At 65.3% G+C, this 20,164-nt stretch carries 18 protein-coding genes; 13 read left to right on the plus strand and 5 right to left on the minus strand.

The window, feature by feature from the left end; all coding sequences use genetic code 11:
• Positions 1-83: 83 nt before the first annotated feature.
• Entirely contained in the window at positions 84-1,169 is a 1,086-nt protein-coding gene (waaF, locus tag AABA84_RS12090) for a lipopolysaccharide heptosyltransferase II (RefSeq protein WP_338312161.1), read from the minus strand.
• 158 nt (positions 1,170-1,327) lie between these two features.
• Here waaF and rfaD point away from each other — a divergent pair, with 158 nt between their 5' ends.
• The 6 genes from rfaD to AABA84_RS12120 all read left to right on the plus strand — a co-directional run bounded on the left by rfaD (position 1,328) and on the right by AABA84_RS12120 (position 9,340).
• Positions 1,328-2,308, plus strand: coding sequence for an ADP-glyceromanno-heptose 6-epimerase (gene rfaD, locus AABA84_RS12095; RefSeq protein ID WP_338312162.1), 981 nt, complete (start codon positions 1,328-1,330; stop codon positions 2,306-2,308).
• A gap of 28 nt (positions 2,309-2,336) precedes the next feature.
• Positions 2,337-3,821 (plus strand): D-glycero-beta-D-manno-heptose-7-phosphate kinase, encoded by a 1,485-nt coding sequence (gene rfaE1 / locus AABA84_RS12100; RefSeq protein ID WP_338312163.1) that lies wholly within the window; start codon positions 2,337-2,339, stop codon positions 3,819-3,821.
• Positions 3,818-5,104, plus strand: coding sequence for an O-antigen ligase family protein (locus AABA84_RS12105; protein WP_338306580.1), 1,287 nt, complete (start codon positions 3,818-3,820; stop codon positions 5,102-5,104). The genes rfaE1 and AABA84_RS12105 overlap by 4 nt, the downstream gene beginning before the upstream one ends.
• Positions 5,105-5,259: 155 nt before the next feature.
• Positions 5,260-7,173, plus strand: a complete 1,914-nt coding sequence (locus tag AABA84_RS12110; protein WP_212250600.1) for an SDR family NAD(P)-dependent oxidoreductase — start codon at positions 5,260-5,262, stop codon at positions 7,171-7,173.
• 2 nt (positions 7,174-7,175) lie between these two features.
• Complete coding sequence (locus AABA84_RS12115) at positions 7,176-8,396, plus strand: glycosyltransferase family 4 protein (RefSeq protein WP_338306579.1); 1,221 nt, start codon at positions 7,176-7,178, stop codon at positions 8,394-8,396.
• The gene (locus AABA84_RS12120; protein ID WP_212250596.1) at positions 8,393-9,340 is read left to right on the plus strand and encodes an NAD-dependent epimerase/dehydratase family protein; all 948 of its coding nucleotides are present in this window, start codon (positions 8,393-8,395) and stop codon (positions 9,338-9,340) included. Before AABA84_RS12115 ends, AABA84_RS12120 begins: the two co-directional genes overlap by 4 nt.
• Here AABA84_RS12120 and AABA84_RS12125 read toward each other — a convergent pair.
• Positions 9,328-10,362: an MraY family glycosyltransferase gene (locus tag AABA84_RS12125; protein ID WP_445083408.1), complete on the minus strand. Its 1,035-nt coding sequence runs from the start codon at positions 10,360-10,362 to the stop codon at positions 9,328-9,330. The genes AABA84_RS12120 and AABA84_RS12125 overlap by 13 nt on opposite strands.
• A complete protein-coding gene (locus tag AABA84_RS12130; RefSeq protein ID WP_338306578.1) occupies positions 10,359-11,318 on the minus strand; it encodes a lysylphosphatidylglycerol synthase transmembrane domain-containing protein in 960 nt (319 codons plus the stop codon). Before AABA84_RS12130 ends, AABA84_RS12125 begins: the two co-directional genes overlap by 4 nt.
• Before the next feature lie 227 nt (positions 11,319-11,545).
• Here AABA84_RS12130 and AABA84_RS12135 point away from each other — a divergent pair, with 227 nt between their 5' ends.
• The 6 genes from AABA84_RS12135 to AABA84_RS12160 all read left to right on the plus strand — a co-directional run bounded on the left by AABA84_RS12135 (position 11,546) and on the right by AABA84_RS12160 (position 18,703).
• Entirely contained in the window at positions 11,546-12,535 is a 990-nt protein-coding gene (locus tag AABA84_RS12135; RefSeq protein WP_338306577.1) for an NAD-dependent epimerase, read from the plus strand.
• A gap of 7 nt (positions 12,536-12,542) precedes the next feature.
• Positions 12,543-13,955, plus strand: coding sequence for a mannose-1-phosphate guanylyltransferase/mannose-6-phosphate isomerase (locus AABA84_RS12140; protein ID WP_338306576.1), 1,413 nt, complete (start codon positions 12,543-12,545; stop codon positions 13,953-13,955).
• Positions 13,956-14,136: 181 nt separating this feature from the next.
• Positions 14,137-15,141: a Gfo/Idh/MocA family protein gene (locus tag AABA84_RS12145; protein WP_212250588.1), complete on the plus strand. Its 1,005-nt coding sequence runs from the start codon at positions 14,137-14,139 to the stop codon at positions 15,139-15,141.
• Between the two features lie 9 nt (positions 15,142-15,150).
• A complete protein-coding gene (locus tag AABA84_RS12150; RefSeq protein WP_338306575.1) occupies positions 15,151-16,338 on the plus strand; it encodes a DegT/DnrJ/EryC1/StrS family aminotransferase in 1,188 nt (395 codons plus the stop codon).
• Positions 16,339-16,494: 156 nt separating this feature from the next.
• Positions 16,495-18,021, plus strand: coding sequence for a murein biosynthesis integral membrane protein MurJ (gene murJ / locus AABA84_RS12155; protein ID WP_338312164.1), 1,527 nt, complete (start codon positions 16,495-16,497; stop codon positions 18,019-18,021).
• A gap of 226 nt (positions 18,022-18,247) precedes the next feature.
• Positions 18,248-18,703: a DoxX family protein gene (locus tag AABA84_RS12160; RefSeq protein WP_338306731.1), complete on the plus strand. Its 456-nt coding sequence runs from the start codon at positions 18,248-18,250 to the stop codon at positions 18,701-18,703.
• A 207-nt stretch (positions 18,704-18,910) separates the two neighbouring features.
• Here the strand turns inward: AABA84_RS12160 and AABA84_RS12165 are convergent, their stop codons facing one another.
• On the minus strand, positions 18,911-19,060 hold the full coding sequence (locus tag AABA84_RS12165) for a hypothetical protein (protein WP_212250773.1): 150 nt from the start codon (positions 19,058-19,060) through the stop codon (positions 18,911-18,913).
• Between the two features lie 85 nt (positions 19,061-19,145).
• Here AABA84_RS12165 and AABA84_RS12170 point away from each other — a divergent pair, with 85 nt between their 5' ends.
• Positions 19,146-19,352: a hypothetical protein gene (locus AABA84_RS12170; RefSeq protein WP_246550638.1), complete on the plus strand. Its 207-nt coding sequence runs from the start codon at positions 19,146-19,148 to the stop codon at positions 19,350-19,352.
• 207 nt (positions 19,353-19,559) lie between these two features.
• Here AABA84_RS12170 and AABA84_RS12175 read toward each other — a convergent pair whose 3' ends face one another.
• Positions 19,560-20,120: a hypothetical protein gene (locus tag AABA84_RS12175; protein ID WP_212250585.1), complete on the minus strand. Its 561-nt coding sequence runs from the start codon at positions 20,118-20,120 to the stop codon at positions 19,560-19,562.
• Positions 20,121-20,164: the final 44 nt, after the last annotated feature.

Consider the following 20,164-nt stretch of genomic DNA (forward strand, 5'->3'; position numbering starts at 1 on the left):
CTCCCTATGAGCTGGCGCGTGCACAGGCTTGGCCTCATCGGCCGCTCTCTTGCGACGATGCGGGCCGCGCCCGCGGGCGACGGCTAGTCCCCCGCCCGCGCAGCTTCACCCAGCACCCTCTCGGCAATCCCCACCACCTCGCTCGCTGCGATATTCCGCATGCAGCGATGATCGTTCATCTTGCAGATCGTGCTCTGGCAGGGCTGGCAGGACAGCTTTTCCTTGTCCTGCACCACGGTCGCGGCAAGGCCATTCAGCGGCGCCCAGAGATAGGGACTGGTCGGGCCGAAGATTCCCATGGTGGGCGTGCCCAGCGCTGCTGCGATGTGCATCAGGCCGGAATCGTTGGAGATGGCGACGCCGGCCGCCGCCATCGCCAGCACGCCGTTGCGCAAATCGTTGCCGGTGAGGTCGCGGACCCCCGGTCCGCCAGCGGTCCCCGAGCCGCCCGCCGCGACGATCTCCTGGGCTAGTCCCTTTTCCGCGGGGCCGCCGACCACCCAGACCTCCAGCCCGCGCTCGACCAGCAGCCGGGCGGTCTCCGGATAGTAGGTCCATCGTTTTGAGGCGCCGACCGAGCCGGGGGCGAGCGCCACCGCGGCGCCGGCGCCGAGGCCGTTGGCCTGCCGCCAGCGGACGATGTCCTCGGCCGGGACCCGCAATTGCGGCACCGGCCATTCCGCCGGCAGCGGGGCGCCGTCGGGCTGGGCCAGGGCGGCGTTCTTGTCGATGAAGCGCGGCAGCTTCTTCTCGCCCCAGCGCCAGCGGTTGAGCAGGCCGAACCGGAATTCGCCGACGAAGCCGACCCGTTCAGGGATACCGGCAAGGGCGGGCGCAATGGCCGCCTTCCAGGTTCGGGGCAGCACCAGGGCCGTGCCGTAGTTCCGCTCGCGCAGCAGCTTCCCCAGGGCGAACTGGCGGGCGACGGCCAGGCGGCCGCGCGGCAGGTCCCAGACGATGCCCTTGCGCACGCCGGGCATGTAATCGACCAGCGGGGCGCACAGGGAGGTGGTGAGGAGATCGACCGGCCGGCTCGGCCAGCGCTCCTTCAGGACCCGGACGACAGTGTGATTCCGGACGAAATCGCCGATCCACATGTAGGGAATAATCAGAATCGGGCGGGTGTCGCTCCGATCTGCAGCTCCGCTAAGTTGCGAATCTTTGTTCATTCGTTGATGGGGCCGGGCAATCTGATTGTGGCGGTTCGGTAGCCGCTCCGGGCCGGCAGGTAAAGCGGGCAGACCGCTCAATCCCAAAACCGCTTACACTTTGGCGGCTCATGCGCTACGGCAGGGCCGGGCCGCAAAGATCGGGCAGGGATTTCGGAATGTTGCTGGTGACCGGCGGGGCCGGTTTTATCGGGTCGAATGTCGTGGCTGCGCTCAATGACGCGGGCCGCAGCGACGTCGTGGTTTGCGATTTCCTGGGTAACGAGGGCAAGTGGCGGAACCTCGCCAAGCGCCAGCTTGTGGATGTCGTCCCGCCCGCCGAGCTGATGGACTGGCTGAAGGGTCGCAAGCTCAATGCCGTGATCCATCTCGGGGCGATTTCCGCGACCACTGCGACCGACGGCGACCTCGTGTTCGAGACCAATTTCCGCTTGTCGATGCGCCTCTTGGACTGGTGCACGATGAACGCGGTGCCGTTCATCTACGCCTCCTCGGCGGCGACTTATGGCGACGGCGAGGCGGGTTTTGACGACGACGACTCGCTGCCGGCGCTGAAGAAACTGCGGCCGATGAATCTCTACGGCTGGAGCAAGCACATGTTCGATCTCGCGGTCGCCGAACGTGCCGCGCGCGGCGAGAAGCTCCCGCCGCAATGGGCGGGTCTGAAATTCTTCAATGTGTTCGGGCCCAACGAATACCACAAGGGCTCGATGATGAGCGTGCTGGCGCGCCGCTTCGACGACGTCAAGGCCGGCCGCGTCGTGCAATTGTTCAAGTCGCATCGCGAGGGCATCGCCGACGGCGATCAGCGCCGCGATTTCATCTATGTCGACGACGTCGTGCGTGTCGTGACGTGGCTGCTGGCGACGCCGTCGGTGTCCGGCATCTTCAATGTCGGAACCGGCAAGGCGCGCAGCTTCAGGGATCTGATGTTGGCTGCCTATGCGGCGCTCGGCGCCAGGCCCAACATCGAGTACATCGACATGCCCGAGCAGATCCGCGATAGCTACCAGTATTTCACCCAGAGCGAGGTCGATCGTCTCCACCGCGCCGGCTATAACGGCGGCTTCACGACGCTCGAGGACGCGGTGAAGGCCTATGTCGGGGATTACCTCGACCGGCCCGACCGCTTCCGCTGAGGCTCCAGGGATCTGAGGCTGCAGGACAATGCCGACGCCCATTCTCGACTTTGACGCCCTCGCGCAGGCCATCTCGGGCCGCACGGTACTGTGCATCGGCGACATCATGCTGGACGAGTTCGTCTATGGCGAGGTGTCGCGGATCTCGCCGGAAGCGCCGGCGCCCGTCATCGCGGCGCAGCGCAGCGAAATCCATATCGGCGGCGCCGGCAACGTCGCGCGCAACGTCGCTTCTCTCGGCGCGCGCTGCATCTTCGTCGGGCTCGTCGGCGAGGACGATGCCGGTGCACGGCTCAAGGTGGCGCTGGATGAGCACGCTGCAATCGAAAACGTGCTGGTGTGTGATCCCTCGCGTCCGACCACGCGAAAAGTCCGCTTCGTCTCCGAGCATTTTTCCACGCACATGCTGCGCGCGGATTGGGAGCAGGCGGCGCCTGCTTCCGATGACATCGAGACGAAGCTGATCGAGGCGATCCTGCCGCAGATCGCGCGCGCCGACATCGTGCTGCTCTCGGACTACGCCAAGGGCGTGCTGACGGCGCGCGTCATCCGCCACACCATCGACGCCGCGCGAAAGCTCGGCAAGCCCGTGATCGTCGATCCCAAGAGCCTGAACTGGGCGATCTATCGCGGCGCCACGCTGCTGACGCCCAACCGCAAGGAATTCTCTGAAGCCACCCGCAGCCGCGCCGAGACGGTGCAGAGCATCGTCGAGGCCAGCGAGGACGTGATGCGGCTCGCCGATTGCGAGGCGATCCTGGTCACCCAGGGCGAGCACGGCATGACCCTGGTGCCGCGCAACGGCTCGGCGGTTCACGTTCCGGCTTTTCCGGTCAAAGTGCGCGACGTCTCCGGCGCCGGTGACACCGTCGCCGCCGCGCTCGCGGTGTCGCTTGCGACAGGCGCGGACTGGGACACGGCGCTGCGCATCGCCAATGCCGCTGCCGCCGTCGCCGTCGGCAAGCAAGGCACTGCCAGCGTGAGTGCGGCCGAACTGCGCCGGAAGATCCTGCCGCATGCCACGCTCGCCGCCGAGGAGAAGATCGTGCTCGAGCCGGCCGCACTCGAGGCGCAACTCGCCGAATGGAAAAGGCAGGGCCAGCGCGTCGGCTTCACCAATGGCTGCTTCGACATCCTGCATCCCGGCCACGTCAAGGTGCTGACCGCGGCGCGCGCCGCCTGCGACCGCTTGATCGTGGGCCTCAACAGCGACGCCTCGGTGCGGCGGCTCAAGGGTGCCGAGCGGCCGGTCCAGGACGAGCGCGCGCGTGCCGAGGTGCTCGCCGCGCTCGAGGCCGTCGATCTCGTCGTCATCTTCGATGAGGACACGCCGATCGACCTGATCACCCGGATCAAGCCCGGCGTGCTGGTGAAGGGCGGCGACTATACCCGCGAGCAGGTGGTCGGCCATGAGGTCGTCGAGGAAGCCGGCGGCACGGTCGTGCTGGTCGACATCCTCCAGGGCTTCAGCACCACGGCGCTGGTGCATCGCGCGCGGGGAGGGGGCAAGTGACGGCGTTGGCACGCGAGACGACCGGCGAAATGCTGCTTCGCCGCCTGCGCAGCCCGGCCGCCTGGCGCGAGACCGTCGATATATTTGCGGTGCTGACCGCGGCCTCGCTGCCCTGGTCGACCTCGCTGGCGGGGATCTTCAACGCACTGATGCTGCTCTGCATGGTGCCGTTCCTCGACGTCCGTGCGTTCCTGCAATCCCTGAAGCGTCCGATCTGCATTGCGCCGATCGCGCTGGTCCTGCTCGCGCTGGTGGGGACACTGTGGTCGGACGCGACCTGGGGCGCCCGCTTCTATGCGGTCAATCCGACCGTCAAGCTGCTGGTGCTGCCGGTCCTGCTCTATCATTTCGAGCGCTCGCCGCGCGGCCGCTGGATCTTCATCGCCTTCCTGGTGTCCTGCGCCCTGTTGTCGGTGATGTCCTGGCTGGTCGCCTTCTACCCGAACCTCGCGCTCAAGAACGATCCGGCCGAGCGTGGCATCTTCGTCAAGAATTACATCGACCAGAGTCAGGAATTCGCGCTTTGCGCGGTCGCGCTCGCCTATCCGATCGTGCTGCTGCTGCGCGAGAAGCGATACTGGTTCGCCGGGCTGCTGACGGCGCTGGCGCTGAGCTTCTTCGTCAACATGACCTTCGTGGTGGTGTCACGCACCGCGCTGGTCACCGTTCCGATCATGTTCGGTGTGTTCGCGCTGCTTCATCTCAAATGGCGCAGCATCGGGCTCATCTCCGCCGCTTTGCTCGTCGGCGCCGTTCTTGCCTGGCAGGCCTCGCCGCATTTGCGCCATACCGCCGAGAGGTTTTCCGACGACTACACGCGTTATGTGGAAAAGGGCGAGCCGACCTCGCTCGGCCTGCGCCTCGAATTCTGGCGGAAGTCGCTTGGCTTCTTCGCGGAGGCGCCGATCAAGGGGCACGGCACCGGATCGACGCGCGGATTGTTCGAACGCGTCGCGACGCCCGGCGGGCTGTACCAGGCCTCCGCCGAGGTGATCGGCAACCCGCATAACCAGACGCTCAACGTTGCCGTGCAATGGGGCGTGATCGGCATCGCCGTTCTCTACGCGATCTGGATCCTGCACTTGCGGCTGTTTCGCGGCGACGGCCTCGCCAACTGGATCGGGCTCCTGGTGGTGGTGCAGAACGTCTTCACCTCGCTGTTCAACTCCCATCTGTTCGACTTCCACGAGGGCTGGATGTACGTCATCGGCGTCGGCGTTGCCGGCGGCATGGTGATCCGGGCGCAACAGGCCGAGGCGAAGACGGGGGAAGCCGGTTCCTGAAAGGCCGCCCGTCCGGCAAATGTTGCGGGTAAGTCTTGCGGGCAAGTCCTGTGCTGGGAAGTCCCGTGCTGGGAAGTCTTGTGCTGGCAAGTCCTGTCCAGATGGGCTATCAGCGCGGTCAGGTTGCATCTAACTGGGTTTTCATCGGTCGGCGGATGACGCGTCTTTCGCATCTCACCTTGCGCAATTTCCTGATCGCGCTCCACGACCTGCTGGCGACCGCGGCGGCGCTTTTTGCCGCCTTCTATCTGCGATTCGAGGGTGGCGACGGCTTCTTCGACCGCCTGCCGCTGCTGTTCCAGATCCTGCCCTACTTCCTCGCCTTCAGCGTGGTCGTGTTCTTCATCTTCAACCTGACCACGACGAAATGGCGCTTCATTTCGCTGCCTGACGCGCTGAACATCATCCGCGTCGCGACCGTGCTCACGGTCGCCCTGCTCGTGCTCGACTACATCTTCGTCGCCCCCAACGTCCGCGGCGCCTTCTTCCTCGGCAAGGTGACGATCGTCCTCTACTGGTTCCTCGAGATCTCCTTCCTCAGCGCGCTGCGCATGACCTACCGCTATTTCCGCTATACGCGGGTGCGGCGTCACGCCAGGGGCGAGGAGGCCGCGCCGACGCTGCTGATCGGCCGCGCCGCGGATGCCGAGGTGCTCCTGCGCGGCATCGAGAGCGGGGCGATCAAGCGCATCTGGCCTGTCGGCGTGCTGTCGCCGTCGAGCTCGGACCGGGGCCAGTTCATTCGCAACGTGCCGGTGCTGGGCGGCATCGACGACGTCGAGGACGTCATTGCCGACTTCGCCAAGCGCAACAAGGCGATCGCGCGCCTCATCATGACGCCGTCGGCATTCGAGCCGGAAGCGCGCCCGGAATCGATCCTGATGCGGGCGCGCAAGCTGGGTGTGATCGTCAACAGGATGCCCTCGCTCGAGAGCGGCGATACGCCGCGACTCACGGCCGTCGCGGTCGAGGACCTCCTGCTGCGGCCGAGCGAGACGATCGACTATGCGCGCCTGGAGGCGCTGATCAACGGCAAGGCGGTGATCGTCACCGGCGGCGGCGGCTCGATCGGGTCCGAGATCTGCGAGCGTGTCGTCGCCTTCGGCGCCGCGCGGCTCCTGATCGTGGAAAACTCCGAGCCCGCGCTCTACGCCATCACGGAAGCGCTCGCCGCGCGAGGCGCGGCCGCCGAGATCGAAGGGCGCATCGCCGACATCCGCGACCGCGAGCGCATCATGCGCCTGATGGCCGGATTCAAGCCGGACATCGTGTTCCACGCCGCCGCGCTCAAGCACGTGCCGATCCTCGAACGTGACTGGAGCGAGGGCGTCAAGACCAACATCTTCGGCTCCATCAACGTCGCGGATGCCGCCGTTGCCGCCGGCGCCGAAGCCATGGTGATGATTTCGACCGACAAGGCGATCGAGCCGGTATCGATGCTCGGCCTGACCAAGCGCTTTGCGGAGATGTACTGCCAGGCGCTGGATCACGACCTCGCAGCCGGGGCGCACGGCGCCAGGCCGCCGATGCGGCTGATCTCGGTCCGGTTCGGCAACGTGCTGGCCTCGAACGGCTCGGTGGTTCCGAAATTCAAGGCCCAGATCGAGGCCGGTGGCCCGGTGACGGTGACGCATCCCGACATGGTCCGCTACTTCATGACCATCCGCGAGGCCTGTGATCTCGTCATCACCGCGGCCACGCATGCGCTCGGAACGCACCGTCCCGACGTCTCGGTCTACGTGCTCAACATGGGCCAGCCGGTGAAGATCGTCGACCTCGCCGAGCGCATGATCCGCCTATCCGGACTGCAGCCCGGCTACGACATCGAGATCGTGTTCACGGGCATGCGGCCGGGCGAACGCCTGCACGAGATCCTGTTCGCCACCGAGGAGCCGACCCGCGAGATCGGTGTTGCCGGCATCATGGCCGCGCAGCCGAACGAGCCGCCAATGCAGACGCTGCGCAAATGGATCGCGGCGCTGGAACAGGCGATCGCGCGCGACGATCGCGCCACCATCAGGACCATCCTGAAGGATGCGGTGCCCGAATTCGGGTCGACCGCGGCCTGACCATGCAGCCTCGAGGCAAGATCGTCGTCGCGAGCCAGCATTATCCGCCGGATACGAGCACGACGGCTGCGATCATGGCCGAGATCGCCTGCCATCTTGCTGCCGAGCACGAGGTGGTCGTGCTCTCCGGCTGGCCGGGCGCATTGCCGGACTTGCAGACCGGTCCGGGCAAGCCGCGCGTCGTCGCGATCAAGAACCGCATGGCGGGCAAGGCGGCGCTGGTGCGGCGTGGGGCCTCGGAATTGCTGTTCGCGGCGCGCACGTTCTTCGCATTGATGCGGGAGCTTAAGGCAGGGGACGTCGTGCTCACCGTCACCGCCCCATTCATGCTGCCTTATGCGGTGGCGGCGGCAGCCAGGCTCAAGGGCGCACGCTCGGCGCTGATCATGCACGACCTCTTTCCCGACGTGCTGGTGATGGCGGGTCTGCTGAAGCCGGGCTCGCTCGTGACGCGGACGATGCGCGCCGCCAACAGCCTGATGTTCCGCGCGCTCAATGCCGTCATCACCATCGGCCGCGACGCAGAGCGGCCGCTGCTGAGCTATTCGGGAATGAGGCGGAACAAGATCCGCTTCATCCCGAACTGGGCGACGCTCGTGCCCGCGCCGCGGCCGGTCAATTCGGACAACCCGTTCCGCAAGGCGCTTTCGGCGCGCTTCATCGTCGGCCTGTCGGGCAATCTCGGCTTCACCCACGATCCGGAGATCGTGTTCGAGGCGGCGCGGCTTCTGAAGGACGAGGCCGACATTCACTTCCTGCTGTCCGGCTGGGGCATCGGCTTCGAACGGCTGAAGCAGTTGCAGGCGGCGGCGAACCTGCCCAATGTCTCCTTTGTCGGGCGGGTCGAGGATGCCGAGCTCGAGGCGTTCCTCGCCTCCGCCGATCTCTGGATCATTCCGTACCGGAAGGACGTTGCGGGCGTGTCGGTACCGAGCCGGTTCTATAATCTGCTGGCGGTCGGCCGTCCCGTTGTGCTGGTGTCCGAGCCGGAGGCCGAGGCCGCCTTGACGGTGGTGGAGAGCGGGCTCGGCTGGGTCGTGACGCCGGGCCGCCCGGACCAGCTCGCCGCGGCAATCCGCGCGGCGTCCCGCTCCAACGACGATGCGATGACGGAGCGCGCGGTGAAGACGGCATTGCGATTCGACCGGACGACGGCGATGAACGCCTATGCCGGTGTGATCGACGAATTGTTGCGCACCCCGGACCTTTCGGAGCAACGATGAGCGAGAAGAAACCGGTCGTGCTGGTGACGGGAGCGAGCGGGTTCGTCGGCCATCATGTCGTGCCGGCGCTCCGGCGCGAGGGATGGTCGGTTCGCCGCGCGGTCCGCCGCGCGGAAGGTGCCGACGACGAAGTCGTGATCGAAACGATCGGTCCCGAGACCGATTGGCAGGCCGCGCTGGAAGGCGTCGACGCCGTCGTCCATCTCGCCGCGCGCGTGCATCACAAGCACGAGGAACATGCGGTCCAGCTCTACCGCAACGTCAACATCGCCGGCACGCTGCATCTGGCGCGCTGCGCGGCGACGGCCGGCGTGCGCCAGTTCGTCTTCGTCAGCACCGTGCTGGTGCACGGCCGCAGCAACGAGGGCCGCGCCCCGTTCAACGAGAGCGACATCCTGACGCCGCGCGGCCTCTACGGCATGTCCAAGGCTGCGGCCGAGGCGGGCTTGAGAACGCTGGCGCGCGACAACGACATGAAGATCTCGGTGATCCGGCCGCCGCTGGTCTATGGCGCGGGCGCCAAGGGCAATTTCGCGCTGCTGACGCGCGCGGTCCATCTCGGGCTGCCGCTGCCGTTTGCCGCGATCCGCAACCAGCGCGCCTTCCTTGCCGTGCAGAACCTCTCGTCGTTCATCCTGCGCCGGCTCGGCCATCCCGATCCCGCCAGCAATTTCGAGATATTCCTCGTCGCCGACAGGGAGCAGGTCTCGACGCCCGAATTCATCACTCGTCTGGCCGAAGCATCCGGCAAGAACCTGCGGCTGTTCGGCGTGCCGCCGGGTCTGCTCAGCACGCTGCTCAGCGTCATGGGCCGGCAGGATACGCATGACAGCCTGATCGGCTCGCTCGAGCTCAACATCTCCAAGGCGCTGGCGACCGGCTGGCAGCCGCAGGTCTCGCTCGACGAGGGGTTGAGGCTGGCGCTGTCGGCTCAGGATGCCTGAGGGCGGGAGAACCGCCGCAGCACGAGGGCGACCGCGACCACACCTGCGATCAGGGAGACGACCGTGACCGTTGTCGAGCCGGCGCGAACGACGACGACGGCAAGCAATGCCAGCACGAGATTGAGCGCGAACACCTCGCCGATCGCCTGCTTGACCGTGAAGCCGTTGTCGGTGGCGCGCTGATAGAAGTGCGTGCGGTGCGCCGACCAGAATGGTTCGCGCCGCGCGATGCGCCGAAACAGCGTGATGGTGGAATCCGCAAGATAATAGGCGGGCAGCAGCAGCGCCGCGGCGGGCTGTCCGCGCCAGGCGAGCTCCAGCAGGCACCAGCCGAGCAAGAGGCCGATCGGCAGGCTGCCGACATCGCCCAGGAAGACCTTTGCGGCTGGTCGGTTGAACGGCGCAAAGCCGAGCATGGCCCCGCACAGCGCCGTGGCGAGCAGCGCGGCGGACGGCGAGAGGTCGCCATACCATCCGAGCAATCCGAGCGCGGCGGTGACAGGCACCACCTCCGCCACCGTCATGAGGTCGAGCCCGTCCATGAAATTGACGAGGTTCACGAACCAGATTCCGGCGAGCAGGATGAGGCCGCGCTCCAGCGCCAGCGGCAGGGCCGGCACGATGCGCGCGGTCTCCGGTGTCGTGAACACGACGGCCGCCACGGCTCCCGCCTGCAGCACGAGGCGGAGCAGCACGGGCAGGGGCCTGATGTCGTCGACGAGCCCGACCATCGCGATCAGGACGGCGGCGCCGATCAGAGGCAAGGGAATCGCGCCGTACGTCCAGGCCGCCCAGGACGCAGCCACCAGCAGCGTGGCCGCGACAACCGCGATGCCCGCACCTTGCGGAGTCGGAATCTTGTGTGACGAGCGAGCGTTCGGACGCGCCAGTGCATAACGCTGCAGCAGCGGCATGCTGCACCAGGTGATGCAGGCGGAGATCAGCGCAGCCAGCACGGCCGGCGCAAGCGCGAACAGCACCAGTCCGGCCGCAAGGCCCGGACCCGCGACGAGCGTCGTCACTCCGGCACTCCGATCGGCGCCGACCCCTGCGCGGCTTTCTCCGCGCTGAGGATCCAGACCAGGCCGCCGAACGCGCCGACGATGAAGGACACGGCGCCGAACAGCAGCGAGACGTTGACGCCTTCGTTGGCGGCAAGTCCGGCGAAGCCGAACGCCAGGCCCATCGTCGCTTCGCGCACGCCCCAGCCGGCGATCGAGATCGGCATCATCGTGATCAGCATCACGGGCGGCACCAGCAGGAAGACGTCGCTGAAGCGAACCGGGGCCGCAATCGACTGCACGACGCACCAGGCGATGACGACGGCGAGCACGTGGACGAGCACCGACAGGATTGCGATGATCGGTCCGCGGCTGCGGCTGAAGATCACGCGGTTCGCGATCACGGCACAGGCGTGAATGTGATGCGTGGCCCACCAGGTCTTCAGCCAGCGCCATTTCAGCGCGCCGAAAACCAGGAAGCCGAGGCCGCCGGCGAGTGCCAGGAAATCGATCAGCAGCAGCGCCGAGCGCCCGTGCGGATCGGTGATGAGGGTGTAGCTCCAGGGCAGGCTCGCGACGATGAGAATCGCGAGCGCGATCAAGCCGATCGCACGGTCGACGAAGATCGAGTAGGTCGCCGCACGCCAGCCGGCGCCGGCGCGCGCGACCAACCACAGCCGGACCGCGTCGCCGCCGATCGCCGACGGCAGGGTCTGATTGAAGAAGGAGCCGATCACGTTGTAGCGCATGGCGCGGCCGAGCTCGAGCGGCGCGCCGCAGACGGCGCTGATCTCGCGCCAGCGCAGCACGCCGACGAAGATCTGCAGGAAGGTGATCGCGATCGCAGCGCCGATCCAGAACAGGCTGGTCACGGTGAAGCGCGAAAACAGTTCGGACAGATCGACCTTGCGCAGCGCCAGATAGAGCAGCGCCGCGGAAATCAGGATTTTGGCCGTCGACAGCAGGATTCGGCGCATCTCGCCCGCATGAACAGGGTTTGCGAAGATTTGAGGCAACCCGACGCGAGCGCCGAATTCGGCCGCTTTGGTATGGTTTTGGCGCCGATCTTGCAATAGCCCTCATGAGCCCCTCGTGAGCCTCTCGTGGAGGGCCGTGATGGAGCGCATGAGCCGCGGCGGGCCTATTGCGATCACCTTGAGGTGGCGGCTAAACAGGATCGGGCTAGGGATCCCCAGGGAACAGGATGACGGATCAGGCGATTTTGGTCACCGGGGCCGCCGGCTTCATCGGCTTTCACGTCGCCCGGCAGCTCCTGGGCGAAGGCCGGTCCGTCGTCGGGCTCGACAATCTCAACAGCTATTACGATCCGGCACTGAAGCGGGCGCGCCTGGCGCTGTTGCAGAGCGACCCCCGCTTCTCCTTTGTCGAGGCCGATCTTGCCGACCGCGAGACGATGGCGGCGCTGTTTGCGCAACATCGTTTTACGGAGGTCGTGCATCTCGCGGCGCAGGCCGGCGTGCGCTACTCGATCGAGCAGCCGCACGCCTATGCCGATTCCAATCTGGTTGGCTTTCTCAACGTGCTCGAGGGCTGCCGCAACAACGGCTGTCGTCATCTCGTCTACGCCTCGTCATCCTCCGTTTATGGCGCCAACACAAAATTGCCATTTGCGGTTGCGGACCGGACCGATCATCCCGTGAGCTTCTACGCTGCGACCAAGAAGGCGAACGAGGTGATGGCGCAGTCCTACAGCCATCTCTATCGCCTGCCGGTCACGGGCCTGCGCTTCTTTACCATCTACGGGCCATGGGGACGGCCCGACATGGCCATGTTTCTGTTCGTAAACGCCATCATGGCGGGCAAGCCGATCCGGCTGTTTAACCATGGCCGAATGCGTCGCGACTTCACCTATGTTGATGATGTCACACGTGTAGTATCCAAGCTGATCGATCTTGTGCCTGCGGACGATCCGGCTGCCGCAAATGCGCCGTTTAAGCTCTACAATGTCGGCAATCACCATCCGGAGGAACTGATGCACGTCGTCGGTCTTCTGGAGCGGGAGCTGGGCCGGACGGCGATCAAAGAATTGCTGCCGATGCAGCCGGGAGATGTGCTGGAAACGTTCGCGGATGTCGAGGATCTGATGCGCGACACCGGCTTTGCACCGTCAACGCCGATCGAGCATGGGGTCCATAATTTTGTCACCTGGTATCGGGACTACTTCAAGGTTTGAGATGACGATGGACAAACGCATTATCCCCCTGATCATGTGCGGCGGCGCCGGCACGCGGCTGTGGCCGGCTTCGCGCGAGGTGCGGCCAAAACAGTTCCTGCCGCTGTTCGGCACCCGCTCGACCTTCCAGGACACGCTGCTGCGCGTCTCCGATCCCTCCCTGTTCGATCGTCCGATCGTCATCACCAATGCGTCCTATCGCTTCATGGTGCTGGAGCAGCTCGCCGAGATCGGCATCGAGGCCGACGTGATCCTCGAGCCGATGCGGCGCGATTCCGGACCTGCGATCGCAGCCGGCGCCGTGTTCGCGCAGAACCGCGCCAGTGAAGCCATCGTGCTCGCGCTCGCCGCCGATCACGTCGTGCAGGACAATGCCGCTTTCGTCGCCGCCTGCCGCGAGGGCCGTAACGCCGCGAGCACCGGGCGCATCGTCACCTTCGGCGTCAAGCCGGAGCGGCCGGCGACCGAATACGGCTATATCAACCCGGGCGAGGTCATCTCCGGCGAGGTGCATGCGGTCGCGCGCTTCGTCGAGAAGCCGGACGCGGTGAAGGCCTCCGACTACGTCAATTCGGGCTATCTCTGGAACAGCGGCAATTTCATGTTTCCGGCCAGCGTGCTGCTCGACGAATATCGCAGGGTCGATGCGGGAAGCGTCGAGGCCGTCACCAGCGCCGTCAACAATGCCGGCCGCGATCTCGGCTTCGTGACGCTGGAGCCGGAGGCGTTCGGCGCGGCCAAGGCGATCTCGATCGACTATGCCGTGATGGAGAAGACCTCGCGCGCCGCGGTGGTGCCGGTGTCGTGCGGCTGGTCCGACGTCGGCTCCTGGCACGCGGTGTGGGAGCTCTCCGACAAGGACGCGCAAGGCAATGCGTCGCACGGCGCTGCGGTGTTCGAGGATTCCCGCAACTGCAACGTCACCACCGATTCCGCGCTGGTCGCGCTCGAAGGTGTCGACGATCTCGTCGTGGTCGCGACCGCCGATGCGGTGCTGGTCTCGCGCCAGAAGGATGCCAACGGCTTGAAGCGTCTCGTCACGAAGCTGAAGGCGGTCGCGCCGAAGGTCACCGAGGAGCATCTCAAGGTGCATCGGCCCTGGGGCAGCTATCAGTCGGTCGACAATGGCGAGCGCCACCAGGTCAAGCGCATCGTGGTGAAGCCGGGCGGGCGGCTGTCGCTGCAGAAGCACCATCATCGCGCCGAGCACTGGATCGTGGTTCGCGGCGCCGCCCGCGTCACCGTCAACGAGACCGTGAAGACCGTGCACGAGAACGAGTCGATCTACATCCCGATGGGCGCCGTGCACCGGATGGAGAACCCCGGTAAAATCATGCTGGAACTGATCGAGGTCCAGACTGGCAGCTATCTCGGGGAAGACGACATCATCCGGATTGAAGACGACTATCAAAGGTCGTAACCAGCAAACTCCGAATCACGCGACCCGGGCCAAATAGGCGATATTTTTCGGCTTAAGGCCCGGGGAACGTGTAACTTTTTGAATCAAATCGTGTCCGGGCCGCCAAGGCGGCATTCGCCACAAATGTGGCGTCCGTGCTAGAAGCGCGCCGGGGATTTGCGTTGAATCGGGGTTTGCTCAAATGAGTTCCAAAGGATCTGCACCGGCAAAGGCCGGCTTGCGCGTTGGCGTCATTGGCGCCGGCGTGATGGGCAGCAACCATGCGCGCGTGCTGGCGGGTCTTCCCGGCGTCAGCCTCGTCGGCGTCGTCGATCCTTCGCCGGCCCATCGCACACGCGCGACCGAACTTGCCAATTGCGCGAGTTTCGAGACGCTCGACCAGCTCTTCGCCGAAGGCATCGATGCCGTCACCATCGCAGCTCCCACCCACCTGCATCACGAGGTCGCGCTCGCCTGCATCGCCAAGAACATTCATGTTCTGGTCGAGAAGCCGATCGCATCCACGGTGGAGGAGGGCCGCGAGATCGTCGCTGCCGCGCAAAAGGCCGGCGTCACGCTGATGGTCGGCCACGTCGAGCGCTTCAATCCGGCGGTCGCCGCCGTCAAGCAGGCGATCGCTGGCGAAGACATTCTTTCCATCGCGATCACCCGCGTCGGTCCGTTCCCGCCGCGCATGTCCAATGTCGGCGTCGTCATCGACCTCGCCGTGCACGACATCGATCTGATCCGCTGGTTCACCGAATCCGACATCGTCGAGGTACAGCCGCAATTGTCGAGCGCGATCGCCGAGCGCGAAGACATCGCGCTGCTGCAGTTCCGCACCGCCAACGGCGTGCTCGCCCACATCAACACCAACTGGCTGACGCCGTTCAAGGCGCGCAGCGTCACGGTCGCGACCCGCGGCAAATACGTGATGGGCGATCTCTTGACGCGCCAGGTCACCGAGTGCTTCGGCTTCAAGCCCGACGGCAGCTATTCGATGCGGCATCTGCCGGTTGGACATGACGAGCCGCTCCGCGCCGAGCTGATCGCGTTCCTCAAGGCCGTGCGCCACGGCGAGACGCCGGCGGTCACCGGTGACGAGGGCGTTGCCAGCCTCGAGATCGCGACGCAGTGCCTGGAGACGCCGTCACGGCCCGCGGCCAAATCGCCCGCCCTCAAGGGCCCGCGCCGCGTCGCCGGCTGAACCCTCTCCATGCCGACCACTCAAGAAGGCGCCAAGAACCAGACCATGAACCAGCATCTGCGTTCCGATCCCATTCCCTTCATCGACGTCGCCTCGCAGCGCCGCCGGCTCGGCGCCTCGCTCGATGCCGCGGTCAAGCGCGTGATGGACCACTGCCAGTTCGTCAATGGCCCTGAAGTCGCCGAGCTCGAGAAGCAGCTCGCGGCCTACAGCGGTGCCAAGCATGTGATCGGCTGCGCCAGCGGCACCGACGCGCTTCTCATGGTGCTGATGGCAAAGAACGTCGGGCCCGGCGATGCCGTGCTGTGTCCATCGTTCACCTTCATCGCGACCGCGTCGCCGGCGGCACGGATGGGCGCGACCCCCGTCTACGTCGATGTCGACGAGACGACCTTCAACATGAGCCCGGAGTCTCTGAAGCGCGGCATCGCGACCGCCCGCAAGGCAGGCCTGAGGCCGGTTGCGGTCATTCCGGTCGATCTGTTCGGCCAGCCCGCCGACCACGATGCCATCGCCGAGATCGCCCGGGCCGAAGGCCTGTTCGTGATCGACGACGCCGCGCAAGGTTTTGGCGCAAGCTACAAGGGCCGCAAGCTCGGCACCTTCGGGCTCGTCACCACGACCAGCTTCTTCCCCGCAAAGCCGCTCGGCTGCTTCGGCGACGGCGGCGCGATCTTCACCGATGACGACGAGCTCGCGGCCATCTTGCGCAGCATCCGCGTGCACGGGCAGGGCGTCGACAAGTACGACAACGTCCGCCTCGGCCTGACCGGTCGGCTCGACACCATGCAGGCCGCGATCCTGATCGAGAAGCTGAAGATCTTCGACGACGAGATCGCCGCCCGCAACAAGGTCGCGGAACGCTACGCGCGCGGCCTGTCCAACGTGGTCACCGTGCCGCGCCTGGCGCCCGGTAACACCTCGGTCTGGGCGCAATACACGATCCGCCTGCCTGAGGGCACCGACCGCGACGGCTTTGCTGCCGCGCTAAAAGCCCAGGGCGTGCCGACCGCGATCTATTACGGCAAGTCGATGCATCAGCAGACCGCCTACAAGCAATATCCGGTCGCCGAGGGCGGCCTGCCCGCTTGCGAAAGTCTGTCGCAGGACGTCATCAGCCTGCCGATGCACGCCTATTTGACCGAAGCCGATCAGGAGCGAATCGTCGCCGCCGTCCGCGGTGCGCTTGCGGCCTGATTTCGCTGAAGGCGCGGGTGAGGGCTCTCTCCTCACGGGGGTTCTCGCGTGGGGAGACACCCTCTCCCCAACCCTGCCCCGCAGGCGGGGGAGGGGGCGGACCTTCGCCGCGGTTTGCACCTAGACCTATTCCCGGCATGCTCTAGAACAGTCCGCATGCTCGGACGCATCTTCACAGTCGGCGGATACACGCTGCTCTCGCGGCTGACGGGATTTGCCCGCGACATCATGCTCGCGGCGATCCTCGGCGCCGGCCCCGTGGCTGACGCCTTTTTCGTGGCGCTGCGGCTGCCCAATCATTTCCGCGCGATCTTCGCCGAGGGCGCCTTCAACGCTGCCTGGGTGCCGGCCTATGCGCATGTCCATGGCGAGAAGGGCGAGGAGGCAGCGCATTTGTTCGCCGACCGCATCTTCACGCTGCTCCTGGCCTCGCAGGTGGTGCTGCTCATCGTCGCCTGGCTCTTCATGCCGCAGGCCATGCGCATTCTGGCGCCGGGCTTCAGTGACGACGCCGAGCAGCGCAAGCTCGCGATCGAGCTGACCCGAATCACCTTTCCCTATCTGCTCCTGATCACGCTGGTGACGCTCTATGGCGGCATGCTCAACGTGATGCAGCGCTTTGCCAGTGCCGCGGCCGCCTCGATCTTCCTCAACGTTTCGATGATGATGACGTTGGCGGTCGCCGTCTGGTTTCCGAGCGCGGGCCATGCCGCGGCCTGGGGCGTCCTGATCTCCGGTTTCCTGCAATATTTCCTGCTCGCCGGCGATCTCGCCCGCCATGGCGGCCTGCCGCGCTTTGCGCCGCCGAAGCTCGACGAAGACGTTCGTAGCTTCTTCAAGGCGCTGGGCCCGGCGACGCTGGGCTCGATGGGCACGCAGGTCGCGCTGTTCGCCGACACCATCATCGCGACCTTCCTGCCCGCCGGCGCGCTGTCGGCGCTCTATTATGCCGACCGGCTCAACCAGCTCCCGATCGGCGTGATCGGCATCGCCATCGGCACCGTCCTGCTGCCGGAGATGTCGCGGCGGATCACGGCCAACGACGATGACGGCGCCATGAAGGCGCAGCGCCGCGCCTTCGATTTCACGCTGCTGTTCTCGATCCCGTTCGTTGCGGCCTTTCTCACCGTGCCCGACGCGATCATGCGCGCGCTGTTCGCCCGCGGCGCGTTCTCCAAGGCCGATGCGGCCGCCGCCGGCGCCACGCTCGCGGCCTACGCCATCGGCCTGATCCCCTTCGTGCTGATCCGCAGCGCGGTTGCGACCTTCTATGCCCGCAAGGATACGGCAACGCCGGTGCGGGCGTCGCTGACGGGCATCGCGGTCAATGTCGCGCTGAAGGTCGCCTTGATGGGATCGCTGGCCCAGATCGGACTTGCGCTCGCAACCGCCGTCGGCGTCTGGACCAATCTGTTGCTGGTGCTGTTCTTCGCCGTGCGGCGCGGCTTTCTCGTGCTGGACCGCGCCTGGCTGATGTCGCTGGCCAAATTCCTGCTGACAGGGATCATCCTCGCCGCCGCCTTCTGGCTGATCGCGCGCTTCAGTGGATCTGCGCTGGGCGTGATGCATTTCCGGGACGAGGTGACGCTGGTTCTGCTCGCGGTCGGGGGCACGATCGTCTACGCGCTTGCGATCCTCATCCTGTTCGGCCGCAGCTGGCTGGTTTCGCTGGTGCGCGGCTAGGCGTGTGCCGAAAGCCAGCACGCCTAGCCCGCCGTCGCCGCGCCGAAGAATCGCTTTGAACGCGGCCAACGCCGTGAGCGGATGGACCGTTTGTTGGGTCTCCGAGGCAGCAGGGGTCTCCAGCGCCTCATGCCCCGCCGGGCGGCCTTCATGCGGTTCGCCAATCGTGATACGATCTCAACATTCAGGTGCCGTCCTCAGATGGCAACGCGATGAGGCAGTGACCATGTCGTTTCGCTCTCCCTGGTCCACATCTCGGATCGATCAGTTCGCCACCGGCAATGCCGACCTGTTGATCCTGATCGGCCGCATCCTGCTTGCATGGGTGTTTGTTGGAAGCGCGTATGGAGCACTTGGCAACTTCAGTGGCTCAGTGGGTTATTTTCGTTCGCTCAACCTTCCAGCGCCGCAGCTGTTCACGACGACCACCGTCATCCTGGAAATACTGATATCGGTTGGTTTGATACTCGGCGTTGGTACGCGCTACTGCGCAATTTTGATTTTTCTATTTGTATTGTCGGCTACTGCAATCGCACATCGTTACTGGGAATATCCCGCCGGTCCGCAGCAGATCGGGCAGTACAATAATTTCCTGAAGAACATCTCGATATCAGGAGGCGCTCTGTTGATCCTGGTCACCGGAGGGGGCCGGTTCTCCCTCGATCGGAGGCTGGCAGGCTAGCAGCGTTGTTCGTTTCAGTCGCTTGTTCAGCCTGATAGCCAATAACTTGAGCTTGCTTCGAGTGAGCATCGTCGGCCCCAGCAGAGTTGCGAGAGGTTGCAGCCGCACGATGTGCCGCTTGGTCCGTTCGTCTTGACGCCATCAACGCGACGCGCAGCTCTGCCAGCTCGGCAGCTGCCAAGCCGTGCCTTTGCGGCCGTTACTACGTCACTTCGTCTTGTGCCTGAAAGCAACCTCGAGCAGATGGCTGACGAGATTCGAGAGCGGCTTCAGGCGCTCGCTTATTATCCTGAAGGAAAGCATCAGCCACGTCGCGAGCGCGGCACACCACAACAGGATTTCCAATGTTTCGGGCATGAGGACACCCATTAAAGCATTACTTGAAATCCGAGCAGTGTTGCCGATCTGAACCCACCCGACAAGTCCTCCTAAAAGTGGCAACATGCTGAAACACTCGGAAGAACCCTTAGCTCGCCATGACAATCGCCTAAGCACGGCGTCGGAGCGTACGACGGGAAGCTGGACCATTCTGCTGCTGGTGCTCTTCTTTGCCGCGCGGCACGGCTTTCTCGTGCTTGACCGTGCCTGGCTGATGTCGCTGGGCAAATTCCTGCTGACCGGGATCATCCTCGCCGCAGCGTTCTGCTGATCGCGCCTCACCGCTTCAGCTCTCGCCTCGATGCGCTTCCACGACGAGTTGGCGCTGGTTCTGCTCGCGGTTGGGGGCACGATCGTCTACGCGCTTGCGATCCTCATCCTGTTCGGCCGCAGCTGGCTGGTTTCGCTGGTGCGCGGCTAGGCGAGATCAACAGGTTCGTCACATCCGCCTTGCCTGCGCTTGTATCGGAGCAGTGCTCTACTCGAAGGTACGTTTCTCATTCGTGATGCGCTCGTAGATATCGCCGGAAATCATGTGGCCAATGCCGCCTAGATCGCCGGGACTGCCGATATACCGGCGGCCCATGAGATGTGTGCCACCGGATACGTCCCAAAGCCGAAACTCGACTTTGATGCGATCATCGGGCTGACGGGTGATACGTCCGGCGAGCAACACCTGTGTGCTGGTTCTGCGCCAATCGGTAAATTCAGGCGGCACCTCGACATTCACGCTCTTTGTCAGGAATGCGACCTGATCAACCAAGGCGAACGCGCCACTTTGCTCGAGGTCAGAAGCAATGATCCGCGAGAGCGATTGGGTGAGCGCAATCTCCGAAGGGCCGGCTGCGGCAAAGTCAGGCAACGCTATCCGCACCGGCGGGCTCATTCTGAGAACCAGGTGCTGACGCCAAGGTTCGGCGCCCGCAGGCATACTGACCGCGATAACAACGGCGGCAGCGATGGTTCGAAAGCTGATCATGAAGCCCCGGAAGACAAGCTCCACGAGTGGAGGTGAGCATTCGGGCAGAATTTGGGGCATGTCCGCATAGCCTCGGAAAGTGCCTGCGCGCGAGAGGTTCGCCC

This window comes from Bradyrhizobium sp. TM239 (assembly GCF_036247985.1).
Classification (GTDB): Bacteria; Pseudomonadota; Alphaproteobacteria; order Rhizobiales; family Xanthobacteraceae; genus Bradyrhizobium; species Bradyrhizobium ottawaense.